This window comes from Arhodomonas sp. AD133, from assembly GCF_051195215.1.
Lineage (GTDB): Bacteria > Pseudomonadota > Gammaproteobacteria > Nitrococcales > Nitrococcaceae > Arhodomonas.
Map to the genome: position 1 here is coordinate 1 of NZ_JBNAZM010000049.1, position 22287 is coordinate 22287.

Annotated in this window: 6 protein-coding genes; 4 read left to right on the forward strand and 2 right to left on the reverse strand. The window is 65.9% G+C overall.

The features are described 5' to 3' along the window. Nucleotides 1-395: 395 nt before the first annotated feature. Together ACPEES_RS19285 and ACPEES_RS19290 are read right to left on the reverse strand one after the other, a co-directional pair. Nucleotides 396-740, reverse strand: coding sequence for a hypothetical protein (locus tag ACPEES_RS19285; protein ID WP_435105271.1), 345 nt, complete (start codon nt 738-740; stop codon nt 396-398). A gap of 1 nt (nt 741) precedes the next feature. Further along, on the reverse strand, nt 742-11949 hold the full coding sequence (locus ACPEES_RS19290; RefSeq protein WP_435105273.1) for a putative Ig domain-containing protein: 11208 nt from the start codon (nt 11947-11949) through the stop codon (nt 742-744). A gap of 447 nt (nt 11950-12396) precedes the next feature. Here ACPEES_RS19290 and recC point away from each other — a divergent pair, with 447 nt between their 5' ends. The 4 genes from recC to ACPEES_RS19310 all read left to right on the forward strand — a co-directional run bounded on the left by recC (nt 12397) and on the right by ACPEES_RS19310 (nt 22171). Next, entirely contained in the window at nt 12397-15858 is a 3462-nt protein-coding gene (gene recC, locus ACPEES_RS19295) for an exodeoxyribonuclease V subunit gamma (protein WP_435105275.1), read from the forward strand. Further along, entirely contained in the window at nt 15855-19490 is a 3636-nt protein-coding gene (gene recB, locus ACPEES_RS19300) for an exodeoxyribonuclease V subunit beta (protein ID WP_435105278.1), read from the forward strand. The genes recC and recB overlap by 4 nt, the downstream gene beginning before the upstream one ends. Then, a complete protein-coding gene (recD, locus tag ACPEES_RS19305) occupies nt 19483-21411 on the forward strand; it encodes an exodeoxyribonuclease V subunit alpha (RefSeq protein WP_435105280.1) in 1929 nt (642 codons plus the stop codon). Before recB ends, recD begins: the two co-directional genes overlap by 8 nt. 76 nt (nt 21412-21487) lie before the next feature. Then, nucleotides 21488-22171, forward strand: a complete 684-nt coding sequence (locus tag ACPEES_RS19310; protein WP_435105282.1) for a Bax inhibitor-1/YccA family protein — start codon at nt 21488-21490, stop codon at nt 22169-22171. Nucleotides 22172-22287 lie beyond the last annotated feature (116 nt).

Genomic DNA, 22287 nt, shown 5'->3' on the forward strand with positions numbered 1-22287 from the left:
ATCTCGGCCGCCGCGGCGTGGACAATCTCGAGCAAATGAAGCGCATCGCGCTCAGTACGCTCAGGCGTATTCAGAAACTGCCCCAATTGGTGCAATCGTTCTTCCATCACCCAGCTTGTCGATACACGATTGCACATGACATTACTTTCTAAAGGATTAGCATAACACCCTACCATCGGGTGAGGTTCCAACTAGCCTGACAGTCGGGGCGGCCCCGGCCGTCCGCCGATCGGGCTGAAGGGGATGCCATGAATGTACATCCTCAGCAGTGTTTTGGCCTCCCCGACGAAAGCATCGAAGATGCGATCTGCTATGTCCGGCCTCGATGAAACCAACCGCACCGCAAATGGGCATCATATCATAATATTTCTATTACGGCCGGCAACTTAACGAAATCAATCACGCCTTTGAATGGACGCATGAACAGCTAACCAACAGTCGACACTATTCACGTAAACCTCAACCGCGAGCGGCACTTGAGTAAAAAAACCACCAACATTTAACAGTTGATCACCACCTGCAAAGAGACTGAAGTTGCCCCTTCCTATCCCACCCTCCTGCTCACCAAAAACACCGAAAAACTTAACCTCAGCGTGAAGCACCCCATTCATATCTCCTTCGTAATTAAAATTATGCGCACCACCAGCCAGCTCTTGTTCAGAAACCAAAATTTCTTGACCTACTGTATGAGCGTAACCATCGCCGTAAAACCTGCTCGCAGTGAGATACACTTCGATCATTTCATGGCTCCATCAAATTTGGTCCAATCAGATACGGCTCCACCTCTATGGCAGACCCTGCGGGGCATTGACGTACCCATTGAGACCCCATGTATTGATAAAATTCCTCACCATCTATTGCAACAAACCAACTTACGTCTCGCCCTTTGTTTCCACCGTAAAAAATCGATTTAAGGTCTCTCTGTGTATAGTCGTCGCTCCATGGATAAATATCCGTAGCATACGCTCCCGCGGGATATGTACGGCCTCCTCCCAGGCGCCCTTTATATGGATTTGAACAGTACATCGTGCTAGTGCCAAGTATCTCCATCACAGCTCCCCGATCAGAATAGTGATACAACACAGTTCCTCTGCGTCGTGACGTTTCTCTCAATACTTTATTCTTAAGCTCCGAACGTGCTTCTTTCTTGCCCCTCTCCTTTGTTGCCAGATAACCACCAATGTGCGCAACAGCGGCAGTCCCCACTGCCAACATTAGCCGTTTAAAGGTCGTTCTCAACGCATATTGCCCAATGCTAGGCAATGCGATTCCGGAGAGAGTCCCCATCGCGTTGAGACTGCTAGCTGTACTGCCCAATGTCATATAGCCACTAGGATCGACATTATTAGCCGGGTCGTTATGGACATAGCTATATCTATGCAGCGTAGATGGGTCAGCCCGCAGTCCCGGCCATTGATCCATCCCCGTAAAACGTCCAATACTTGGGTTATAATGCCGTGCCCGCAGGTAATACAGCCCAAGCTCGTCGTCGAGCACCTCGCCGGCGAACCGGTAGTCGTTCTCGTTGCTACCGGATTCGGCTTCCATCTCACCGAACGCCTCGTAAACGTAGCGGTCGGTGACAGTGCCAGAGGCATCGGTAAGTAAACGCGTGCTGCCGAGACCGTCAGCGTGGTTGTAGGCGGCCGTGCCGTTGCGGCGCTGCGCCACTAGATCCCTGGCATGGGTGTAGCGGGCAAGTGGATTGCCGGAGGTGTCCTCCTCCGCGATCACCTCGGCGTACGCCCGGTTGGGGTCCACCAGGAAGTCGGTGGTCACTCCATCGACCGTGCGGCTTTGGCGGATGCCGTCGGTATCGTAAGTGTACTGTACGGTCCGGTTGCCCTCGTCGGCCCGGGCCAGGCGGTTGCCATCGGTCCATGTGTAGGCGGTCGTGCCATCCGGGGCGGTGCGCCGGGTGAGGTTGCCGTTGGCATCGTAGGCGTAGGTGGTGGTGCCTGCCGGACCAATCTCCTCCAGCAAGCGGTCGTTGCGGTCGTACTCGTAGGTGACCGTTTCGGTGCCGCTGGCGGTGGTAGTGGCCTCGGTGAGGCGATTGCCTACCTTGTCATAGGTCCAGCTCGTGGTGCGATCGCCATAGGTCGGGTCGGTAACGGCCTCTTCCACCAGGCGGTCGAGCCGGTCGTAGCTGTAGCGCACGGTCCGGCCGCTGTCCTCGGCGAGCTGTGCCCGGGTGCCGTTGTCGTTGAAGGTGTAGGTGAGCCCCTGCAACACGTCGCCGGCGGCGTTTACCGTCTCGATGCGGGTAAGCCGGTTGCGGTCGTCGTAGGCGTAGGTGGTCTCCACGCCGTTGGGATGGGTGACCCGGGTGCGGTTGCCCGCGCGGTCGTAGCCATAGGTGGTTTTGCCGTTGGCGTCGGTGACGCTGGCGAGGCGGTTGACCGCGTCGTAGTCGTAACGGGTCTCGCCGTGCGCGGTGCGCACTGCCGTGCGGTTGCCGGCCTGGTCGTAGGCGTATTCGACGTAGCCGCCGTCCGGGTAATCGATGCGGGTGAGCCGGTCGCGCCGGTCATACGTGTGGTCGGTGGCACCGCGGCCGTCGGTGACGGTGTTCACCTTCCCGGTGGCGGTGTAGGTGGTGGTCACCGCCGGGTCGTCCTCGTAGTGGCGGGCCACTTCCCGGTTCATCCGGTCGTAGGTGTACGTGGTGGTCTCGCCGTTGAAGTCGGTGTGGCGCGTGCGGTTGCCGGCACGGTCGTAGGCGAACGTCTCGGTCTGGCCCAGCGGCAACGTGCGGCTGATCACCCGGCCCATGGGGTCGTAGGCCCAGGTGGTCGTACGCTCCTCGGCATCCGTCTGGGTGAGCTTGTTGCCCTGCTCGTCGTAGGTATAGGTCGTCGTCTCGCCCGCCGCGTCGGTGACCTCGATCAGGTTGCCCCGCGGGTCGTACCCGAAGTGCGTGGTCCGCCCACGCTCGTCGGTCTCGCTGACCTTGCGCCCCAGGCCATCGTAGGTGGCGCGGGTGTGGGTGCCGTCGTGGTAGCGGGTCTCCACCAGGCGGCCGGCGTTGTCGTACTCATACTCGGTGCGCTTGCCCCGGGGGTCGATCGTGGCAATGCGCCGGCCGCGCACGTCGTACTCGTAGCGGGTCTCGTTGCCCAGGTGGTCACGCACCAGCGTCCGCCGGCCCGCTCGGTCATACGCGTATTCGGTGCGATGGCCGCGCTCGTCGATGGTCGCCTTCAGCCGCCCCGCCCCGTCGTACTCGTTGTAGGTGGCGGTGCCGTCCGGATAATGGGTCTCGACGAGGCGGTTGGCCGCGTCGTAGACCATAGTGGTGGCGCGATTGGCGCGGTCGGTGCGCGAAACCACGTTGCCGGCCTTGTCATACGCCCGGGTCTCGGTGGTCTGGTCCGGATACCGAGTCAGTACCCGGTTGCCGCGCGCGTCGTACTCGTATTCGGTGCGCCGGCCTTCGGCATCGATCTCCGCAGCCACCTTGCCGATGCGGTTGTATTCGGTGATGGTCTCCGTCTGATCCGGGTGTATGACCCTGGTCACCCGGCCTTCGGCGTCATACTCGTAACGGGTGACCAGCGTGACCGTGTTGCCGTCGGCATCGGTGCGCGTGACCGTCTCCGAGACTTTGCGGCCGGCGCTGTCGTAGCGGTAGTCCGTGCGCACGCCGTTGACGTCGATTTCGTAGCTGGGCAGGTGCGCGAATGGCCCCGAGCAGACCGGCTGGATGGTGTGGCGCTTGTTCTCCGCGTTGGTGAAACCGCGGCTCGCACCGGCGCTGCAACTGCCTGTGCCGTCCCAGTGGAACCGGGTGGTGTTACCCGCCCCATCGGTGGTGCTGGCGAGCTTGTGGGTGCCACTGTCATAGGTATTGGTCACCACCGGATTGCCGAGATGATCCATTTCGGTGAGCAGCCGACCGTTGTCCGTGTAGGTGAACGTGGTGGTCTGCTGCATGGGGTTGGTCTCGGTGAGACGGTTGCCCCGCTCGTCATAGGTCCAGGTGGTGGTCTCGCCGGGGTCGTTGGTCTCGGTTAGGACGTCGCCTTCCTCGTTGTAGGTACGCGTGATAGTTTCGCCGAGTGGGTTCGTCTCTGCGAGCACCCGGCCCTGATCGTCATAGACGTAGGTGGTGGGATTGCCGCGGCGGTCGCGAACTACCTCCGTGCGTCCGGCAAGGTCGTGCTCGTACTCGATGCGGTTGCCGTCGGCGTCGATCACCGCCAGCAGGCGTCCGTCCTCGTCGTACTCCATGCGGGTGGCCGACACGCCGCGCGGGTCGGTAACCTCGTCCAGATAGTGTGGCTGACGCCACAGGTAGCTGAACTCGGTCGTGTTGCCGGACAGATCGGTGACCGTCTCGAGATCGCCGAAGACGGTATAGGTGTATTCGACGCGACGGCCGTCGGGCGTGACCACGGCGGTGATGCGATTGTGGGCATCCCGTTCGAAGTCGATGGCATAGCCCTGGCTGTGCTCGATGCCGCTGCCGGAGTACTCGATGTACTCGCCACCCGGCTCGATGATCCGGCGAATGCCGAAGCCCTGGTCGAGCTCGTAGACCATGCCGTCGGATGTCGTCAGGCGGTAGGCGTCCGGATCCACCGGTTCCGCCTCGCCGAGCTTCATGATATGGCCATTGACCAGGCGCAGCATGCCGTAGGCCGTCTGCTCCAGGGTGGAGTCAGTGCCGTCGATGGGCTCGAAGACAAGGCGCACGTCGATCGTCGGTGTGATACTGGTGCAGTGGGGCTCCGCCCGCGGCCGGAACTTCTCGACCTCGCCGGAGGGCAACCGCACAGTAACTACCGGGTCGCCATCAGGCTCGACGCACCAATCCGAGAAGACCCCGGTGTCGTACTCGTTCAGCGACCAGGCGAAGCCGATGGTGCGCGACTCCTGCAGGTGAACGTTCTGGTAGCCAACGCTCCAGCCATGGCCGAAATCGAGGGATTGCGACCGCTGCCGGGTATCGTAGGTACGCGTGACGCGAACCGGAATGCCGGCGAGATCCACGGATAGATCCTCGAAGGTGAGCGAGAAGTGGCCGACCTTGAGCTCACCATCCACGACCACCTGGGTATGGTCGGTCGTCCGCTTGCCGCCGGCATCGGTGGCGACGAGCCGGACCTCGTAGATGCCGTTGTGCAGCAGCGTGGGGTCGAAGCTTGCCACGGCCTGCTCGTCGACGTTGTCACTGCCCGTGGCCAGCAAGGTCCAGTCCTCGCCGCCCTTGGGGCGATAGGCCAGTTCGTAGGAAGTCAGCGTCGCGTCCGAGACCGAGGCGACGACATCCGCCGGCGCGGTAATCTCGGTATTGCGCGCGGGGGCGTGGATGGTCGCTACCGGCGCCTCGGTGTCGTCGGGATCGCCGACGGAAAAATCGAAAGTCTCCGTTACGCTGCCGCGATCGTCCGTGGCGGTAACCTCGACGGTGTGACCGCCGATCGCCGGGGCGTCGATCACCGCCTGCCCCAGGTCGTCCAGCGGCAGCGGATCGCCGTCCAGCGTGGCCTCGACACTGGCGCCGCCGGCCGCCCCCGACGTGGTGACCGTGAGCGTGGCGCTCTCGCCGGGCTCCAGCGTGGGCGGATCCAGAGCGATGTGCACACCCAACTCCGCCGAGGCTTCCTCGACCCGGAGCTGGTAAGTCTGCACGGCGCGGCCCGTGCCGTCGCCGGCGTAGACCTCGACGGTATGACTGCCCACCTGCTCGGCCGCCGGTGTCCAGCTGACCAGGCCGTTATCGTCGATACTCATCCCTGTCGGCGCCGCGGCCAACCCGAACGTCAGTGCGTCGCCGTCGGCATCGGTGGCGATGACCTGGTAGGTGTATTGGTACTCGGCGAGCGCCTCGGTGGCCGGCGTGCTCGTGATGTCCGGGTAACTGTTACTGCCGTCGGACTCCACGGCGGCCAGCGTGAAGGATTGGGTTGCATGAGCCCGGCCGTCACTGACGTTCACGGCCACCGCGTGTTCCCCCGGCGCCGACGGTGTCCATGACACCAGGCCGGCGTCGTCGATTACCATTTCGGATGGGGCGTCCGGGAGGGTGTAGGAAAGCTCGTCGCCGTCCTCGTCCACCGCAGTCACCTGGTACTCGTACGTTTCCCCGACCAGGGCGGGCGACCGCGGCGCGCTGAGAATGCGCGGTGGTTCATTGGGCTCCCCGGCCTCGTTCACCGCAATGCTGAACGACTGGGTGGATACCGCACCTCTGGCGTCCTCCGCGAACACGACCACTTCATGCGCACGTCCGACCTGCGGCGAGGTGGGCGTCCACTGCACCAAACCACCCGCGGCCATGGTCATCCCAATGGGTGCGGTATCGAGCCGGAAGCTCACGGTATCGCCATCCGGATCCGAGGCCTGGAGCCGATACTCGTAATTCTCACCCGCGTTGACGCTGAGTGCCGGCGTACTGGTAATCGTGGGTGGGCTATTGGCGCCCGCGTTCACCGGCAGTGTGAGTGTCTGGGTAGCGGAGCCGCCGCGGCCGTCCTCGACGATGATATCGACGACGAAGGTCTCGCCCTCCTGGCTCGCTTCGGGCAGCCACTCGAACAGGCCGGCATCATCGAGGGTCATGGCCGGAATCGCGCGTTCCAGCCGGTAGCTAAGATCGTCGCCATCCGGGTCGGTGGCTTCCACCTGGTAGGTGAACACGTTTCCGGCAACGGCCACACCGGAAGGCACACTGGTGATCGTGGGCGGCGCATTGCCCGCATTGGGGTCGGTCACCTCGACGGAGAACGTCTGGTGGGTGGACGCGTTGCGCGCATCCACCACGGTGACCTCCACGGGATGCTGGCCGACCTGATCGAACACCGGCGACCACTCGACTTCACCGGTGCCACTGTCGATGGTCATGCCATCCGGTGCGTTGCTCAGTGTATAGGTCAACGCGTCGCCGTCCTCATCGGTGGCGGTCACGGCGTAGTAGTACGCGTCACCGGCCAGGACGCTGGTCACCGGCGTGGACGTGATCTCCGGGGCGTAGTTGTCCGGCGCTGCGACGGATAGGGCGTGAGTCTCCACATCCTCGGCGCCAGAGAGGTCGGTCGCGACGATCCTGAACAGATGCCCGCCTTCCGCGTCGAGAGTGCCGGTGATCCGCCCACTGTAGCGGCCGATCTGCAGTGTGTCCGGCGCATTCTCCAACCGGTAGACGACCCCGTCGCCACGGTCCGGATCCTCGACGGTCACCTGGAAGGAATATGGTTCGCCGACGGTAGCGCCGCTTATACGAGCACTTGTGATCTCCGGTGACTCGTTTACGTCGGAAATGGAGAACGCGTATTTCTGACGGTCGTACAACCCGGCCGGATCGTAGACCCGCAGATCGACGATTGCGGCCCGGGTACTGTTGTTGTCCGTGGCACATTCGTCGATGCCGTTGGACACGTTGAGCTCGGCGCGCACCGCCTGAACAAGCGTCTCATCGTCGACGGTCAGGGATACTGCCCGCGACTCACCCGCCGCCAGACCATCCACGGTCGTCGTACCCAGCTCGGCGTCGCCGTTCCAGAAGTGCTCGTGAATGAACCTGACCTCGACCGGCCGTGTCACCGGCGCCAGACCACGATTCAGGACGGTGACGGTAAGCGCCTGCGTGGTTTCGTCGTAGGTTATTCCGTGGACGGTGAGATCCGGCTGGGCCAGCGCGGGGCGATCCGGAAAAGCATTCAACCGATACGTGTTGTGCGACAGCCAGCTCGGCTCCGGATTCGCGGGGATCGTGCCATCGTCGTTGACGTTATTGATGGAATAGGCATGTTGGTTCCAGATGGAACGGGTGGGTGCCCAGGAGCCGCTCTCGGATTCGAACACGCGGACGCCGCGGCCACCGCCGTCACCGCCTGATGTAACGACGACTTCGGCTTGACCATCCTTATCGAGGTCGACGACCAACGGATACTCCAGGACGGTACCTGATCCATTGGCCATTTCGAGCCGGGTTTCCCCGGTACGCCCATCAAAGACATAGAACGCGAGCTCGTCGGCGTACAGAATCTCTAGCCGGCCATCGCCCTCGAAATCGAATGCGGTCGCCCCCGTCCGGTGTGAGCTACTATCCTGAGTGAAACTCGTCCACTTGACCTTGCCCGATCCTTCCAAGACAACGTAGTTGTCGGCTCCCGCCACGCCGATTTCGGCTTGTCCATCGCCATCGAAATCGCCGATCGTCGGCGGTCCTCCATTACCGCCACCCGGCAAACGAACCGGCCCCCACTTCAAATCGCCATTATGCTCCAGGAGATATACGGATCCTGATGCGACAAGAACAATTTCCGGGTCATCGTCAGCATCGAAGTCACCGACGGCATTGTAGCCATCGAACGGGATCTCATTCGCGTGCCACAGAACTTCACCATTACTTCCGTAAACCGTTCGCCCGGCCACGACTTCCGACTTTCCGTCCCGATCGATATCAGCAACGACGGGCACCACACCGTAAGCGGCCGAGCCGCCATAGTCCTTGTCACCTTTCCAGAGCAAGTCTCCCGTACTGGTGTAGACTCGGTTGCCGAGGACGATTTCCGGCACTTCGTCTGAATTCAGGTCGGCGATACTAATACCGTCCGTCGGAAAACCACTACGACTGGGTCCTGCTGGCGCAGTCCATTTAGGCGTGCCATCGTGCTCGAAAGCCGTTAACGTATGCCTTTGCGAACCTACGATGACGATCTCGACAATCCCGTCGCGATCGATATCACCGAGCGCTGCGCTCGCATACGGTGATATATCGGCATTCGTGTTTTTCCAGATTGTTCGGCCGTCATCGCCACTGACCGCCACCAGGGCGTTCTTTGCCGCGCTATCGGATGCAGCGAAAACCAAATCAGGCGTATCACGGAGGTCAATCTGACCGTCGGCATTGTCATCGGTGAGCTGGCCGACGACGACCGGTCCGTAAACATTCACATAGTCTTCAATTCCAGGACCGCCCTGCCACTGCCACTGGAGCACGGGGTCCAAGGTGCCGGAAACCGGATTGCCCCGGCAGTAGCGGTTAGTATCCACACGGTTGTCAACGAAGTCGCCGGGATTCGTCCAGACCAATGCGCCGGACTCGCGATCGACCTCCAAATCGTCCGGGCCGTGTTCGATTCCCCACTCCAGCTCATCACCCGGATTCGAGTCGCTGGCGTCGGCGTCATATTGGTAGCCATCGCTTTCGTCGCCGCGGATGACCGCGGACGTCGTGATCTCCGGTGGCTGATTCTCGTGGACGGTGAGAGTGAACGTCTGGCGGTCGGTGGCGCCGCGAAGATCCGTGACACTCACGGCCACCTCGTGGGCACCGGGCACCACGCCGGCGGGCTCCGAGCTGAACGCACCGGTATGCGGGTCGATGAACAGTCCCGCCGGTCCGGTTTCCACGGCGTAGGTGTGGGCATCACCCACGTCCGGGTCGGCGATCTGCACCTGGTAGTCGTAGGACTGCCCGCCCTGCAGCTCGGTGGGCGGCGCACTGACGATCTCGGGGGGCTCGTTGACGTCATTGACGTTGAGTGTGAACACCTGGGTGTCGAAGGCGTCATCGGGATCGGCGGCGCGCACGCGCACCAGGGCGGCGCGGCTCTGGTTGTTGGTTATCTGGCATTCGTCGGCGACATCGCTCACGTCCAGGGATACGTAGACGTCATCGGTCAGCCGCGCGTCTTCCACCTCGATGGTGGGACGCCTCGTCGCACCGCTGGCCAGACCGGTCAACTCGGCAGAGCCAAGCAAATCGCCATTGGCAGGCTCGCCGTTGTAGAAATTCACGGTGAGCGGCGCGATGATGTCCGCCAGCCCGCGGTTGGTAATGGTCGCGGTCAGCGCGTGAACGCCGGCGTCCCCTTCCGAGAGCAGGATATCGCCGGTTCGAACATCCGGATTGCCGAGAAACTCGAGCGCCACCGGCAGATAGGCCATGACCAGGCTTGTGGTCGCCAGATGGGTGTTGAACAAGCCACTGTTGGTGACCCACGTTCCCGACGGACTCTGGGCGTCGAGCAGAAATTCGATGTTCGCGGTGACGACGGGATCCGTTAACGGCGGATTCTCGTAATCCAGCGCCATGCCCACCCAGGCGGATGTCAACGGATCCCCCGTGCCGCTACCGCCAGTCCGGTTCCAGCCGCCGTCGGCCACCTGCCGCGATCGAAGCAGCGCATCCAGCTCGTCGATGGCGGCCTCCACACGCGACAGCAAGGCGGAATCGGTGATGTGCGGGCGCAGCTCGGCCAGCCCCATCAGTCGGAACGCATTCACCAGGTTCTCGTCGCTGTGGTCCTGGTACCGTGCCAGATAGTATTCCGCCAGCCTCGGCAGCTCGGCCCGGTAGTTGTCGATCACCGCCTGCTGATCGGGCGTGGGAGCAATGTCCTCACCGTCCGCGAGCAGATGTGCGACAGACTGAGCCACCATGGCATTGATGACGTCGTCCCAGCGCCAGTACCCATCGGTATGGTCACGCGTCCAGTACGTCTGCTCACCGCTTTGCCGACGCACGCCCCACATGTAAGCCAGGGCATCGGTCCGCGTAGCGAAGGTCCGCTCAGCGTCGGTGGCATTGAGGGACCACAGAGCGAGCGCCGTCTGCATCTTCGAAGCATTCGGGTGACTCAACCGGATGGTGCCGTCGTTCTGCTGGCTATCGAGCATGACATCCAGCAGGTAGGCACTCGCCTGCTCGTCCACATCCGCTTTGTCACGGGACGACGCCAGCCCCAGAAGGCTCTGCGTCTGCACATGGCAGCCCAGACACTGTTTGCGCTCGTGCCACTCCACGGCCTCTTCCGCGGTGTACTGCCCCCCCGACTCGATCGCCTGCTGAACACGGCGGAATATCGGGGGCATGTAGGCGACCCCGCTATCCTGGTCACCTTCCTCATAGACCTTTACCGCGCCGGTTGGCACGACATAGCACTCGTCGTTGAAGGTCGGCACCGTCTGGACGTACTCGTCCTGTGGTAGCCATTCGACCACGCCAGTATCGTTGCCGATCTCCATGCCAACCGGAGAGCGGTCGAGGGAATAGGCGATTGGATCGTCGTTGGGATCTTCGACCAATACCGGGTACTGGTAGTCGCTCTGCTCCGGTGTCGTCACCACCGGTTCGCTGGTGATCACCGGCGGCTCGTTCACTTTCTCGACGACAATGCTGACGGTGGCGACATTGGAAAGCTGTTCACCGTCGTGTACCCGGAAAGTCAGGCTGTCGTCACCATGGTAGCCAGGCGCCGGTTGGTAAGTAATCGTCTGGTTGGCGGCCTCGATCGTGCCGTGCTCGGGATCATCGAGAACTTCGTAGTGCAGCTCGTCACCGTCGGGATCCTCGGCCTGGAGGTCGAACGTGATCGGCTCGTCCTCCTCCGTAGTCACCGTCTGACCGAGGGCGGACGGCTTGCTGTTGTAGCACTTCGTGAACCGCACGAAGGAGAAGCTGATATAGCCCTTGCCGTTGAACCGGTAGTCACTCAGGGAGATGACCGCGAAGCGCGCTGTCTTGTAGTCAAAGCGGGCGCCTTGACCACGCACCTCACCCCATACGGGCACGATGATATTGCGCCCGAGCAAGGCATCGGCCCGGTCGCGAACACCGCGGCTGTTCTTGACCCCGGGCGCACCCTGGACCCAGTCGGCAACGTCGAGCCGCCCATCCGAGGCGTCGTCCGGATTAGCATAAGTATGGCTATCGCCGGGAGGAATCAGGCTGGCTTCGAGCGTGTTGGCGTCGGTACGACCGGTCCAGCTCAGCCAACTGTAGTTGCCCGGTCTGGTACCCAGGCGCACTCGCCGGAAGGTTTGCCCGGGAGACGCTCCCTGAAGCAGTTCATTGGGTACCGTGATCGGGTAGAGGGAACAGAAGTCCGGCTCGACGACGATGTCGGGTGTCTCGGTAAACCCGCTGGCATTAGCGGCACCGGCAAGACACACCACCCCCAACACGCATATCCGAATACGCGACCAGATTCTCACTGATGCCCCCTGGAGCGTTCTATCAGTTTGCTTTGATTGCGCGCAGGTGGGGCCAATCAGCGACATTACCGGCACGGCGACATACGTGCCGCGGTGGGTGTCGCGCCCAAGACGAACCGACGATGCAGACCACGCCCAGATGACGGAGGCGTGTCATGCAGCTCGAAGGTCTGTCGTGGGAGAGTTACTTGAGGAGAGGTCCGCATCCCCTGCGACGTCAGCGTTCTTCCTTGTCCGCGGCTCATCCGCACTGTGCAGCCGCGCCAGATATTCAGTATATCGATACTTTCACTGCGTGCAAAAGAATCCCTACCCGGACCGTGGGTCCGGCACGAAAGCGAACCGATCCCATCGGTCGTCACGAAAGGACATGGGTCGCCCCAATGTGAACCCCGTTCGCAATGACATCCGGTACCATGCCGGGGACGGCGTTCGCAGTGAGGAACCATGCCCGGCTTCATCGTCATCCACGGCAACCACATGGAAGACCTGCGGGACGTGGTGGTGCACCGGATTGCCGGCGATCCGCTGCCGCCGCTGACGCCGGAGACGTTCCTGATCCAGAGCCACGGCATGGCGCAGTGGCTGCGGCTGGCGCTGGCGGATGACGATGCGCTGGGTATCAGCGCGTCCACCCGGTTCGTGCTGCCGTCGCGTTTTCTGTGGGAGAGCTGCCAGCAGGTGCTGGCGCGGGAATCCCTGGCGGACTCGCCGTTCGAGAAGGCCCAGCTCACCTGGCGGCTCATGCGGCTGCTGCCCGAGGTCGTCCGCGGCGAGCCGGAGACCTTCGCGCCCCTTGCCCACTACCTGGCCGACGACCCGGACGGCCGCCGGCGCTGGCAGCTCGCCGCGCGGCTGGCGGATCTCTTCGATCAGTACCAGGTGTACCGGCCGGACTGGCTGGACGCGTGGGCCGCAGGCGAGGCGACGGCGGAGGCGGTCGAGAACCTGGCGCCGTGGCAGCCCGCGTTGTGGCGCGCGGTGCTCGCCGACGTTCCTGCGGACCGGCGTGACGAGCGCCGCGGTCTGGTCTTCCGGACGTTCACCGACGCCTTGAGCTCGCAGCCGCCGGAAGCGCTGGCCGACGTGCTGCCGCCCCGGCTTTTCGTTTTCGGGTTGTCGGCACTGCCGCCGGCACAGCTCGAGGCACTGGTCGCGCTCGGGCGGGTCTGCGAGGTGACACTGCTGGTGATGAATCCCTGCCGCTATTTCTGGGGGGATGTCATCGATCCGGCGGAGGCCCTGCGGAAAGGGCTGCGGCGGGGGCGACACAGGCGCAAGGCCGGGCTGCCCGAGATGCTCGATGAATCGAGCTTGCACCTGCACGCCAATCCCCTGCTCGCGGCGTGGGGCCGACAGGGGCGGGACTTCATCGATCTCCTCCACGGCCACGACGCGCCGGAGGACTATCCCAGCGTCTACGATCAGATCGACCTCTTTCGCGACCGCGCCCCCGCCAATGGGCCCGCCGCGCTGCTGCAGCAGATCCAGCAGGACGTGCTCGATCTCGAACCGACCCCGCCGTCGCCCGCCGAGCGCCGGCCAGTGGCCGAGGACGACCGCTCGGTGGTCTTTCAATCGGGCTACGGTCCACTGCGGGAAGTGGAGATGCTCCACGATCACCTGCTGCGCACCTTCGAACGCCTACCGGAGCTGCAGCCGCGGGACATCATCGTGATGGTGCCCGACGTCGCCGCCTACGCGCCGCTCATCGAGGCCGTATTCGGCCGGCACGGGCACGACGATCCACGGCGCATTCCCTACTCCATCGCGGACCGCCCCGCCCGGGGCAGCGCCCCGCTGCTCAAGGCCGTCGAGCAGTTGCTGAGTCTCCCCGAGAACCGCTTCACGGCGAGCGAAGTGCTCGACCTGCTTGAAGTGCCGGCATTCCGTGCCCGTTTCACCATCGACGAGGCGGAGCTGCCCACGCTGCAGCGCTGGATCGACGGCGCCGGCGTTCGCTGGGGGCTGGACGGCGAACAACGCGAGGCCTTCGACCTGCCCGGCGAGACGCAGAACACGTGGCGCTTCGGCCTGCAGCGCATGCTGCTGGGCTATGCCGCCGGCGACAGCGCCCCCTGGTCCGACGTCGTACCGTATCCGGAAGTGGGCGGTCTGGAAGCCGACCTGGCCGGCCGCCTTGCCGCCGTGCTCGAGTGCCTGGCCGGCGCGCGCACGGAGCTCGCGCAGCCGGCGTTGCCCCATGAGTGGGTCCGACGGCTGCTCGCCATCTTCCAGCGAACGCTCGCGCCCACCGACGAGCAGGAGCAGCACCACCTCAGCGTGCTTGAAGAGGCCCTGGCGACCTGGCAGGCGGCCTGCGAAGCCGGCGCGCTGAACGAGCCGGTGAGTCTCGCCGTGCTCCGTGAGGCACTGTGGGAGGATGTGGAAGCGCACAGTGGCGCACAGCGATTTCTTGCCGGGCGGGTGAACGTGTGCACGCTCATGCCCATGCGCGCCATCCCCTTCCGCGTGGTCTGTCTGCTGGGCATGAACGACGGCGACTACCCCCGCCAGCGCCCGGTACCGGACTTCGATCTCATGGCGCGCCGGCCCCGGCCGGGGGACCGGTCGCGCCGCGAGGACGACCGCTATCTCTTCCTCGAAGCGGTGCTCTCCGCCCGCGACGAGCTCTACATCAGCCACTGCGGACGCGACCCGCAGGACGACAGCCCGCGCCCGCCCTCGGTGCTCGTCGGGCACTTGCGAGACACCATCGCCGCCGGCTGGCACCTGGAGACGGATACGCCCGACGCCGACGATGCCGGCGAGCGCCTGCTCGCCGCGCTGACCACCGAGCATCCGTTGCAGCCGTTCAGCCGCCGCTATTTCCGCGAGGACGCGCTGCCGCCAACGTACGCCGCCGAATGGGCCGGGGTTCACGAGCCGACGACGCCGGGCACTGCCGACGTGGGCCTGCCGCCCCCCACACCGCCCGAGACGCCCCTTGCCCTGGTTCAGCTCGATCGGTTGCTGTCCGAGCCGGCGGAAGTCTTCTTTCACGAGCGCCTGGGTGTGTACCTTCGCACCGAGGAGATAGCTCTCGCCGACGATGAACCCTTCGCCGGCGATGCGCTGGTACGCCACCGCCAGATCGATGCCATTCTCAAGGCCGCTATCGCGGAAGACCGCCCCGCGGAGGAATCCGCCGAGCGCCTGCGGCTCGCCGGCGCCCTGCCGGCCGCCGGCTTCGGCGAGCTCGCCCGCGATGCGCTCGCGGACGAGGCTGCCACGGCCCTGGAACACTACCAGGCGGCAACGGCCGACGTCGGCGGGCCCCGCCCGCCACTGGAGATCGGCCACAAGGTCACGGTCTCGCCAGCGGTCACCCTCACGCTCAGTGACTGGCTGGCCGATCTGCGCGACGGCGCCGACGGTCCCGTGCGCATCGTGGTCAATGCCGGGGAGTACGGCGGCGGCCGCGGCAAGGCCCACTACTGGCTGCGCGCCTGGCCCCGGCACCTCGCCGCCTGCACATGGGGCGTGCCGCTGACCACGCGCCTGGTCTGCCGCGACCGGGTGCTTTCGATGCCACCACTGACCGAGCCACGCGCCCGCGCACTGCTCGACGACCTGATACGGGCGTGGTGGGAAGCGCAGCGCTCGCCGTTGCCCATTGCCCGCGGACCGGCGCTGAACGGATATCTGCCTCAGCGTCTGCCGATGGCGAAGCTCCGGCTTACCGGCCAGGTCGGCGAAGTGGATGAAGCGCTCGCCCGGGCGCATCAGCACTACGAGGAACCACCCGGCCACGGCGGCGCCCCGCTGATGGTAGCCAATCGCCACCTGGCCCGCGCCTTCCCCAGCTTCCAGGCCATGGCCGAGGGCTTCCCGGCCTGGGCGGAACGGCTCTATCTGCCCCTGTGGCAGGCGATCCACGGCGACCCGGAGGGCCGCACCACGCCATGAGCCGTCTTCTCGAACCGCTTGCGTTTCCTCTCCACGGCCGCCGTCTGATCGAAGCGAGCGCCGGCACGGGCAAAACCTTCACCCTCGCGGCGCTGTATCTTCGCCTGATCCTCGGTCATGGCGACGAGGCGACGGCCTACGGCCGGCCGCTGCTGCCACCGGAGATTCTGGTGGTGACCTTCACCAAGGCCGCCACCGAGGAGCTGCGCGGGCGTATCCGCGACCGTCTGGAGGCGGCGAGCCGCGTGTTCCGCGGGCGCGCCGAGCCCGGCGACCCGGTGCTCACGGCGCTACTCGCGGACTATCCCGACGAGTCGGACCGCCAGGCCTGTGCCCGGCGGCTGGACATCGCCGCACAGCTCATGGACGAGGCCGCCATCCACACCATCCACGCGTGGTGCCAGCGCGTGCTCCGCGAGTACGCCTTCGACGCGGCCAGCCCCTTCGAGGTGGAGCTCACCGACGAGACGGCGCTGCGCGAGACGGTGGTGCGCGACTACTGGCGCAGCCACTTCTATCCGCTGCCGCCGGCCCTGGCCGAAGCGGTCACCGGGATCTGGTCGGGCCCGGAGGCGTTGGAAGCCGACCTTCGCCCCCTGATCGAGGGCGAGCACCGGCTCGACCCGCCACCCCCGGCCCGTCACGCCGCCTCGCCCGGCGAGCACGCCCGTGAGGTGATCGAGTCGGTGAGCGAGGCGCAGCGCTCCGCCGTCGCCCCCATCAAGGCGGCCTGGCAGGAAGCCGAGACCATCCGCACCCGGCTTCTGGACGCGCTCGCCGCCAAGCGCCTGGACGGCCGCAAGCTCAAGAAACCCACGCTGAACAAATGGATCGACACCCTCGCCGCCTGGGCGGAGAGCGACAGCGTGGACAAACCGGACATCGGCCAGGGGCTCAAGCGCCTGACGCCGGAAGGCCTCGCGGAAGCCGCCCGCGACGGCGAGAGTCCGCCCGCCCATCCGGCCTTCGAACGGCTCGCCGAGCTGCCGGCGGTGCTCGAATCACTGCCGCGGTTACGCCCGCCACTACTCGCCGACGCCACGGCATGGGTGCGCCAGCGCCTCGCCGGCGAGAAACGCGAGCGGGCGCGATGGGCATTCTCCGACCTGCTGACGCGGCTCGACGAAGCGCTTGCCGATCCGGATCGCGGCGAGCACCTGGCGCAACGGCTGCGCGTCGCCTATCCGGTCGCGCTCATCGACGAGTTCCAGGACACCGATCCGGTGCAGTACCGCATCTTCCAGCGGGTCTACGCGCGCACCGGGGACGACGAGCCCGGCACCGGGCTGTTCCTCATCGGCGATCCGAAACAGGCCATCTACGCCTTCCGCGGCGCGGACATCTTCACCTACCTCCGCGCGCGCCGGGACACGGAGGCACGCTACACCCTCGGGCGCAACTTCCGCTCCGCCGCGCCCATGGTCGAGGCCGTCAATCACACTTTCGCCTCGGCAGCAGCGGCAGCCGGCGGCCCTTTCGCCCTGGCCGACATTCCCTTCGAGCCGGTAGCGACCAACGGGCGCGACGAACGCTTCGTGACCGGTGACACCGAGCCGACAGCGCTCACCTTCAGGCACCTCAGCGGCGATGCCCCGCTCACCAAGACCGCCTATCGAGCCGCCATGGCGGCAAGCTGCGCCGAGGACATCGCCCGCCTGCTCGACGACCCCGACACCGGGTTCGCGCACCCGGACAAACCGTTCCGCCGCGTTGCCGCACGGGACATCGCCGTACTGGTGCCCGGCTGGCAGGAGGCAGCGGCGGTACGCAGCGAGCTCGCCCGCCGCAACGTCAAGAGCGTGTATCTCAGCCTGCGGGAATCCGTCTATCAGTCGCCGGAAGCACTCGACCTGGGCTTCTGGCTGCAGGCGGTCGCCGCCCCCGAGGACGACGCCGGCGTGCGCGCGGCGCTCGCCACCGCCACGCTGGGACTGTCGTGGCCCGAGCTGGAACGCTTGCGCACCAACGAACACGCCTGGGAAGCCACGGTGGAACGATTCCAGGGGTATCGGCGCCTGTGGCGGCGTCAGGGGGTGCTGCCGATGCTGGAACGGCTCATGGGCGACTACAAGGTTCCGCAACACCTGCTCGCCGGCGCCGACGGCGAGCGCCGCCTCACCAACGTCCTCCACCTGGGTGAGCTCCTGCAGCAGGCGAGCGCCGCTCTCGAAGGCGAGCAGGCGCTCATGCGCTATCTCGCCGACGCCCGTGACGAGGGCCGGGCGACGGCGGACGAGCAGATCATGCGCCTGGAGAGCGACGAATCCCTGGTGCGGGTGATCACCGTGCACAAGAGCAAGGGCCTGGAGTTCCCCGTGGTCTACCTGCCCTTCGCCTGCCGGCATCACGGCGGGCGCGGCGAACGCGCCCATAGCTGGCACGACCCCGACACCGGCGAGGCCATCGTCAGCCTGGACGGCGCCGCGGAAGCACAACAACGCGCCGCCCACGAGCGGCTCGCCGAAGACCTGCGCCTGCTCTACGTGGGCATCACCCGTGCCGCGCACCTCTGCCGCGTGGGCGTTACGGCGCTCGCCGACGGCAAGCGCGCGGTGCTGCACGAGACCGCGGTCGGCCACCTGCTGGGCGTCACCGAAGACGCCGCCGAGCCCGATGACCTGCAACAGCGCCTTACCGCGCTCGCCGGCGGTTCGCGGGGCACCGTGAGCGTCACGACGCCGCCCGACCCGGCGCCCGCAACCTGGTTCGAGCCGCCACGCGAAGAGGCGGCACCGCGGCCGGCCGCGCAATTTACCGGTCATATCGACCGACGCTGGTGGATCGGCAGCTACACGGCACTGCTCGCCGGCGCCGAAGCACCGGACATCGCGCCACACCCGGCACCGGGCGAGGACGTGGAAGTGGTCGCCGACCCTACCCCCGTCCCCGGCGATACCGCGAGAAGCGACCTCCATGCTTTCCCCCGCGGCCCGCGGCCCGGCACGTTCCTCCACGGCCTGCTGGAATGGGCGGCCGGGATCGGCTTCGACCGGCTGGCCGCCGAGCCGGACCGGCTCGCCGTCGCCGTCGCCGAAGGCTGCCGGCGCCGACAGCTCGACGCCTGGGCGGAATCGCTGACCGCCGGCCTTCGCGCCGTGCTGGAAGCCCCCCTGCTGCCCGGGCTGAGCCTCGCGCGGCTCGGCCGCGAGCACATCCAGGCCGAGCTCGAATTCCTGATCGCCACCCGGGAGGCGACCATCGCGGAAGTGGACGCCCGCGTGCAGGCAGCGCTCTGGCCCGGCCAGCCGCGCCCCCAGCTACGCCCGAACCGGCTCCACGGCATGCTGACCGGCTACATCGACCTGGTCTTCGAGCACGACGGGCGCTACTACCTCGCCGACTACAAATCCAACTATCTCGGCGACGGGCCCGCCGCCTACACGCAGACGGCGATGGCGGAAGCGATGCTCGAGCACCGATACGACCTGCAGTACGTGCTCTACACACTCGCGCTGCATCGCCTGTTGCGGGCACGGCTGCCCGGCTATGACTACGACGCCCACCTGGGCGGTGTGTTCTACCTCTTTCTGCGGGCCATGCCCGACGGCGGCGGCGTCTTCCATACGCAGCCGCCCCGGGGGTTGATCGAAGGCCTCGACGCGATGCTCCGCGGGGAGGCCGCCGATGCATGAGCTCATCGCCTGGATCGACACAGCCGCCGATGCCGGCTGGTTGCGCCCGATAGACCGCGCCCTCGCGCAATTCGTGCAGGCGCACCGCCCCGCGGACGATCCGTTGATACCATTGAGCGCAGCACTCGTGAGCCACCAGCTCGGACGCGGGCATATCTGCATGGATCTCGCGGCGCTGGCCACCACGCCCGATGAGCAACTGGCGCTGCCGCCGGAGCACGCGGACGCGACCGTGGCACGCCCGAGTGCGCTCCTGGCCGGTGTCGATGCCGACGACTGGCGCGAACGCTTGCTCGCCTCGGATGCCGTGGATACCGGTGACGGCAACGCACCGCTGGTCATCGACGGGTCGCGGCTGTACCTACGGCGCTACTGGGCCTACGAGCAGGCCGTGGCCTCGGCGCTTGGTCAGCGCCTCGGCGTCGAGCGCCCGCCACCGGAACCGGTGCGGGAAGCGCTGGAACGCTATTTCGGCCCCGGTGACGGCAACGCCGACTGGCAGCGGATCGCCGCCGCGCTGGCCGTCGACGCCCGGTTCACCGTCATCTCCGGCGGTCCGGGCACGGGCAAGACCACCACGGTGGCCCGCCTGCTCGCGGTCGTGCAGGAACGCCGGATCGCCGCCAGCGGCGCACCGTTACGCGTGCACCTGGCCGCGCCCACCGGCAAGGCCGCCGCCCGGCTCGGCGAGTCCCTGCGAAGCACCTTCGGCGCATTGCCCTGCCCCGAGCCGGTCCGGGACGCCCTGCCGAACGAGGTCACCACCGTGCACCGGCTGCTGGGCGCGCGCGCGGACACCCGCGGCTTCCGGCATCACCGGCACAACCCGCTGCATACCGACCTCGTGGTGCTGGACGAAGCCTCCATGGTGGACCTGGAGCTCATGGCCGCCCTGCTCGACGCGCTACCCGCCTCGGCGCGGCTGATTCTCCTTGGCGACAAGGACCAGCTCGCCTCCGTGGAGGCCGGCGCGGTGCTGGGCGATCTCTGCGCAGGGGCCGAGATCCCGGGCTACGGTGAGGCAACCCGCGCCTGGTTGGCCCATGCCGCGAATACGCCGGATCTGCCCGGCGACCGCCGCGGCGGCCTCGCCGAGCACATCGCGCTGCTGCGCCACAGTTACCGCTTCGACGCCGGCAGCGGCATCGGCCGGCTTGCCGGTGCCGTCAACGCGGGCGATGGCATCGCCGCGCGCGAGGCGCTCGCCGGCGCGCACGAGGACGTGGCCTGGCGGGCCGTCGCGGACGCCGACGACCCCGCCTTCGCGCGCATGCTCACCGACGGCTATGCGGATTACCTGAGCCTCCTCCGTGACGGCACGGCGGCCCCCGCCGAGCTGCTAACGGCATTCAACCGCTTTCGCGTGCTGTGTGCCACGCGCCAGGGCCCATGGGGCGTGGCGCGGATCAATCAGCTCGCCGAGGAGGCGCTACGCGCCCACGGCCTCGCCGCCGCGAGCGATGGCTGGTATTCGGGGCGGCCGGTCATGGTCACCCGCAACGACCGCCGCCTGGGCCTGTACAACGGCGACGTGGGCATTGCCCTCCCCGCCCCCGATTCGCCCCGGCTGCGGGTCTACTTCGAGGGCGCGCCCGGCGAGGCACCGCGTGCCGTGCTCCCCAGCCGCCTCACGGCGGTGGAGACGGTCTTCGCCATGACGGTGCACAAATCCCAGGGCTCGGAGTTCGACCACGTCGCCATGGTGCTCCCCGAGCACCCGGGACCATTGCTCACCCGGGAGCTGCTCTATACCGGCATTACCCGTGCCCGCCGGGCACTGACGCTGCTGGGCGCCGACCCCGAGGTTCTCGTGACCGCCAGCACACGGCGTATTCATCGCGCCTCGGGTCTTGCGCAAGCATTGCAACACTACGTCGGGAACCTTATGTCTCCAGGGGGCGTCGAAGAGCATAGTTCCTAGTGTAGAATTGGCTAATGGTTCGGCCCGCCGCGTCGGCGGGCGCCTTGGGTAGTCCGAACGAGGAGGACAATCGATCATGGCCGACAACTATCGGGTGGCAAGCATGGACCGCACAGCCGGCCGCGCGTCGACCCTGGCCACCAATGCGGTCATCCGCAACACCTACATCCTGCTGTCGCTGACACTGCTGTTCAGTGCGTTCACCGCGGGCGTGGCGATGGTCACCAACGCGCCGCCGCTAAACTTCATCATCGTGCTCGTAGGCTACTTCGGCCTGCTGTTCCTGACCAACGCACTGCGAAACAGCGTCTGGGGCCTGGCATCCATCTTCGCGCTGACGGGCTTCATGGGCTACACGCTCGGCCCCGTCATCAACGCGTACATCACCATGTTCAGCAACGGCACGGAGCTCGTGCTCACCGCCCTCGGCGGCACCGGCGCGATCTTCCTGGGCCTGTCGGGCTACGCGCTCACGACGCGCAAGGATTTCAGCTTCCTGCGTGGCTTCCTGCTCGCGGGCATCCTGGTGGCATTCGTGGCCGGGCTGGTGTCGATCTTCTTCACTATGCCGGCGCTGTCGCTGGCCGTGAGCACGGCGTTCATGCTGCTGATGTGCGGGCTGATCCTGTATCAGACCAGCGAGATGATCCACGGCGGCGAGACCAACTACATCATGGCCACGATCACGCTGTACGTGGCGATCTACAACCTGTTCACCAGCCTGCTGCATCTGCTCGGTTTCTTCGGCGGCGAAGACTGATCAGACGGCCGGACCCCGCATCCAAGCCCCGCCACCGGCGGGGCTTTTTCGTTGTGGCCACGACGTTCGTCGGCCAGCGCTTGGGCTCCCTGGACGAGGCAGCGAGGAGAGACTAC

Coding starts and splice junctions, on each gene's coding strand:
- recB (WP_435105278.1), top strand. CDS start 15,855: ATGAGCCGTCTTCTCGAACCGCTTGCGTTTCCTCTCCACGGCCGCCGT.
- recC (WP_435105275.1), top strand. CDS start 12,397: ATGCCCGGCTTCATCGTCATCCACGGCAACCACATGGAAGACCTGCGG.
- recD (WP_435105280.1), top strand. CDS start 19,483: ATGCATGAGCTCATCGCCTGGATCGACACAGCCGCCGATGCCGGCTGG.
- ACPEES_RS19285 (WP_435105271.1), bottom strand. CDS start 740: ATGATCGAAGTGTATCTCACTGCGAGCAGGTTTTACGGCGATGGTTAC.
- ACPEES_RS19310 (WP_435105282.1), top strand. CDS start 21,488: ATGGCCGACAACTATCGGGTGGCAAGCATGGACCGCACAGCCGGCCGC.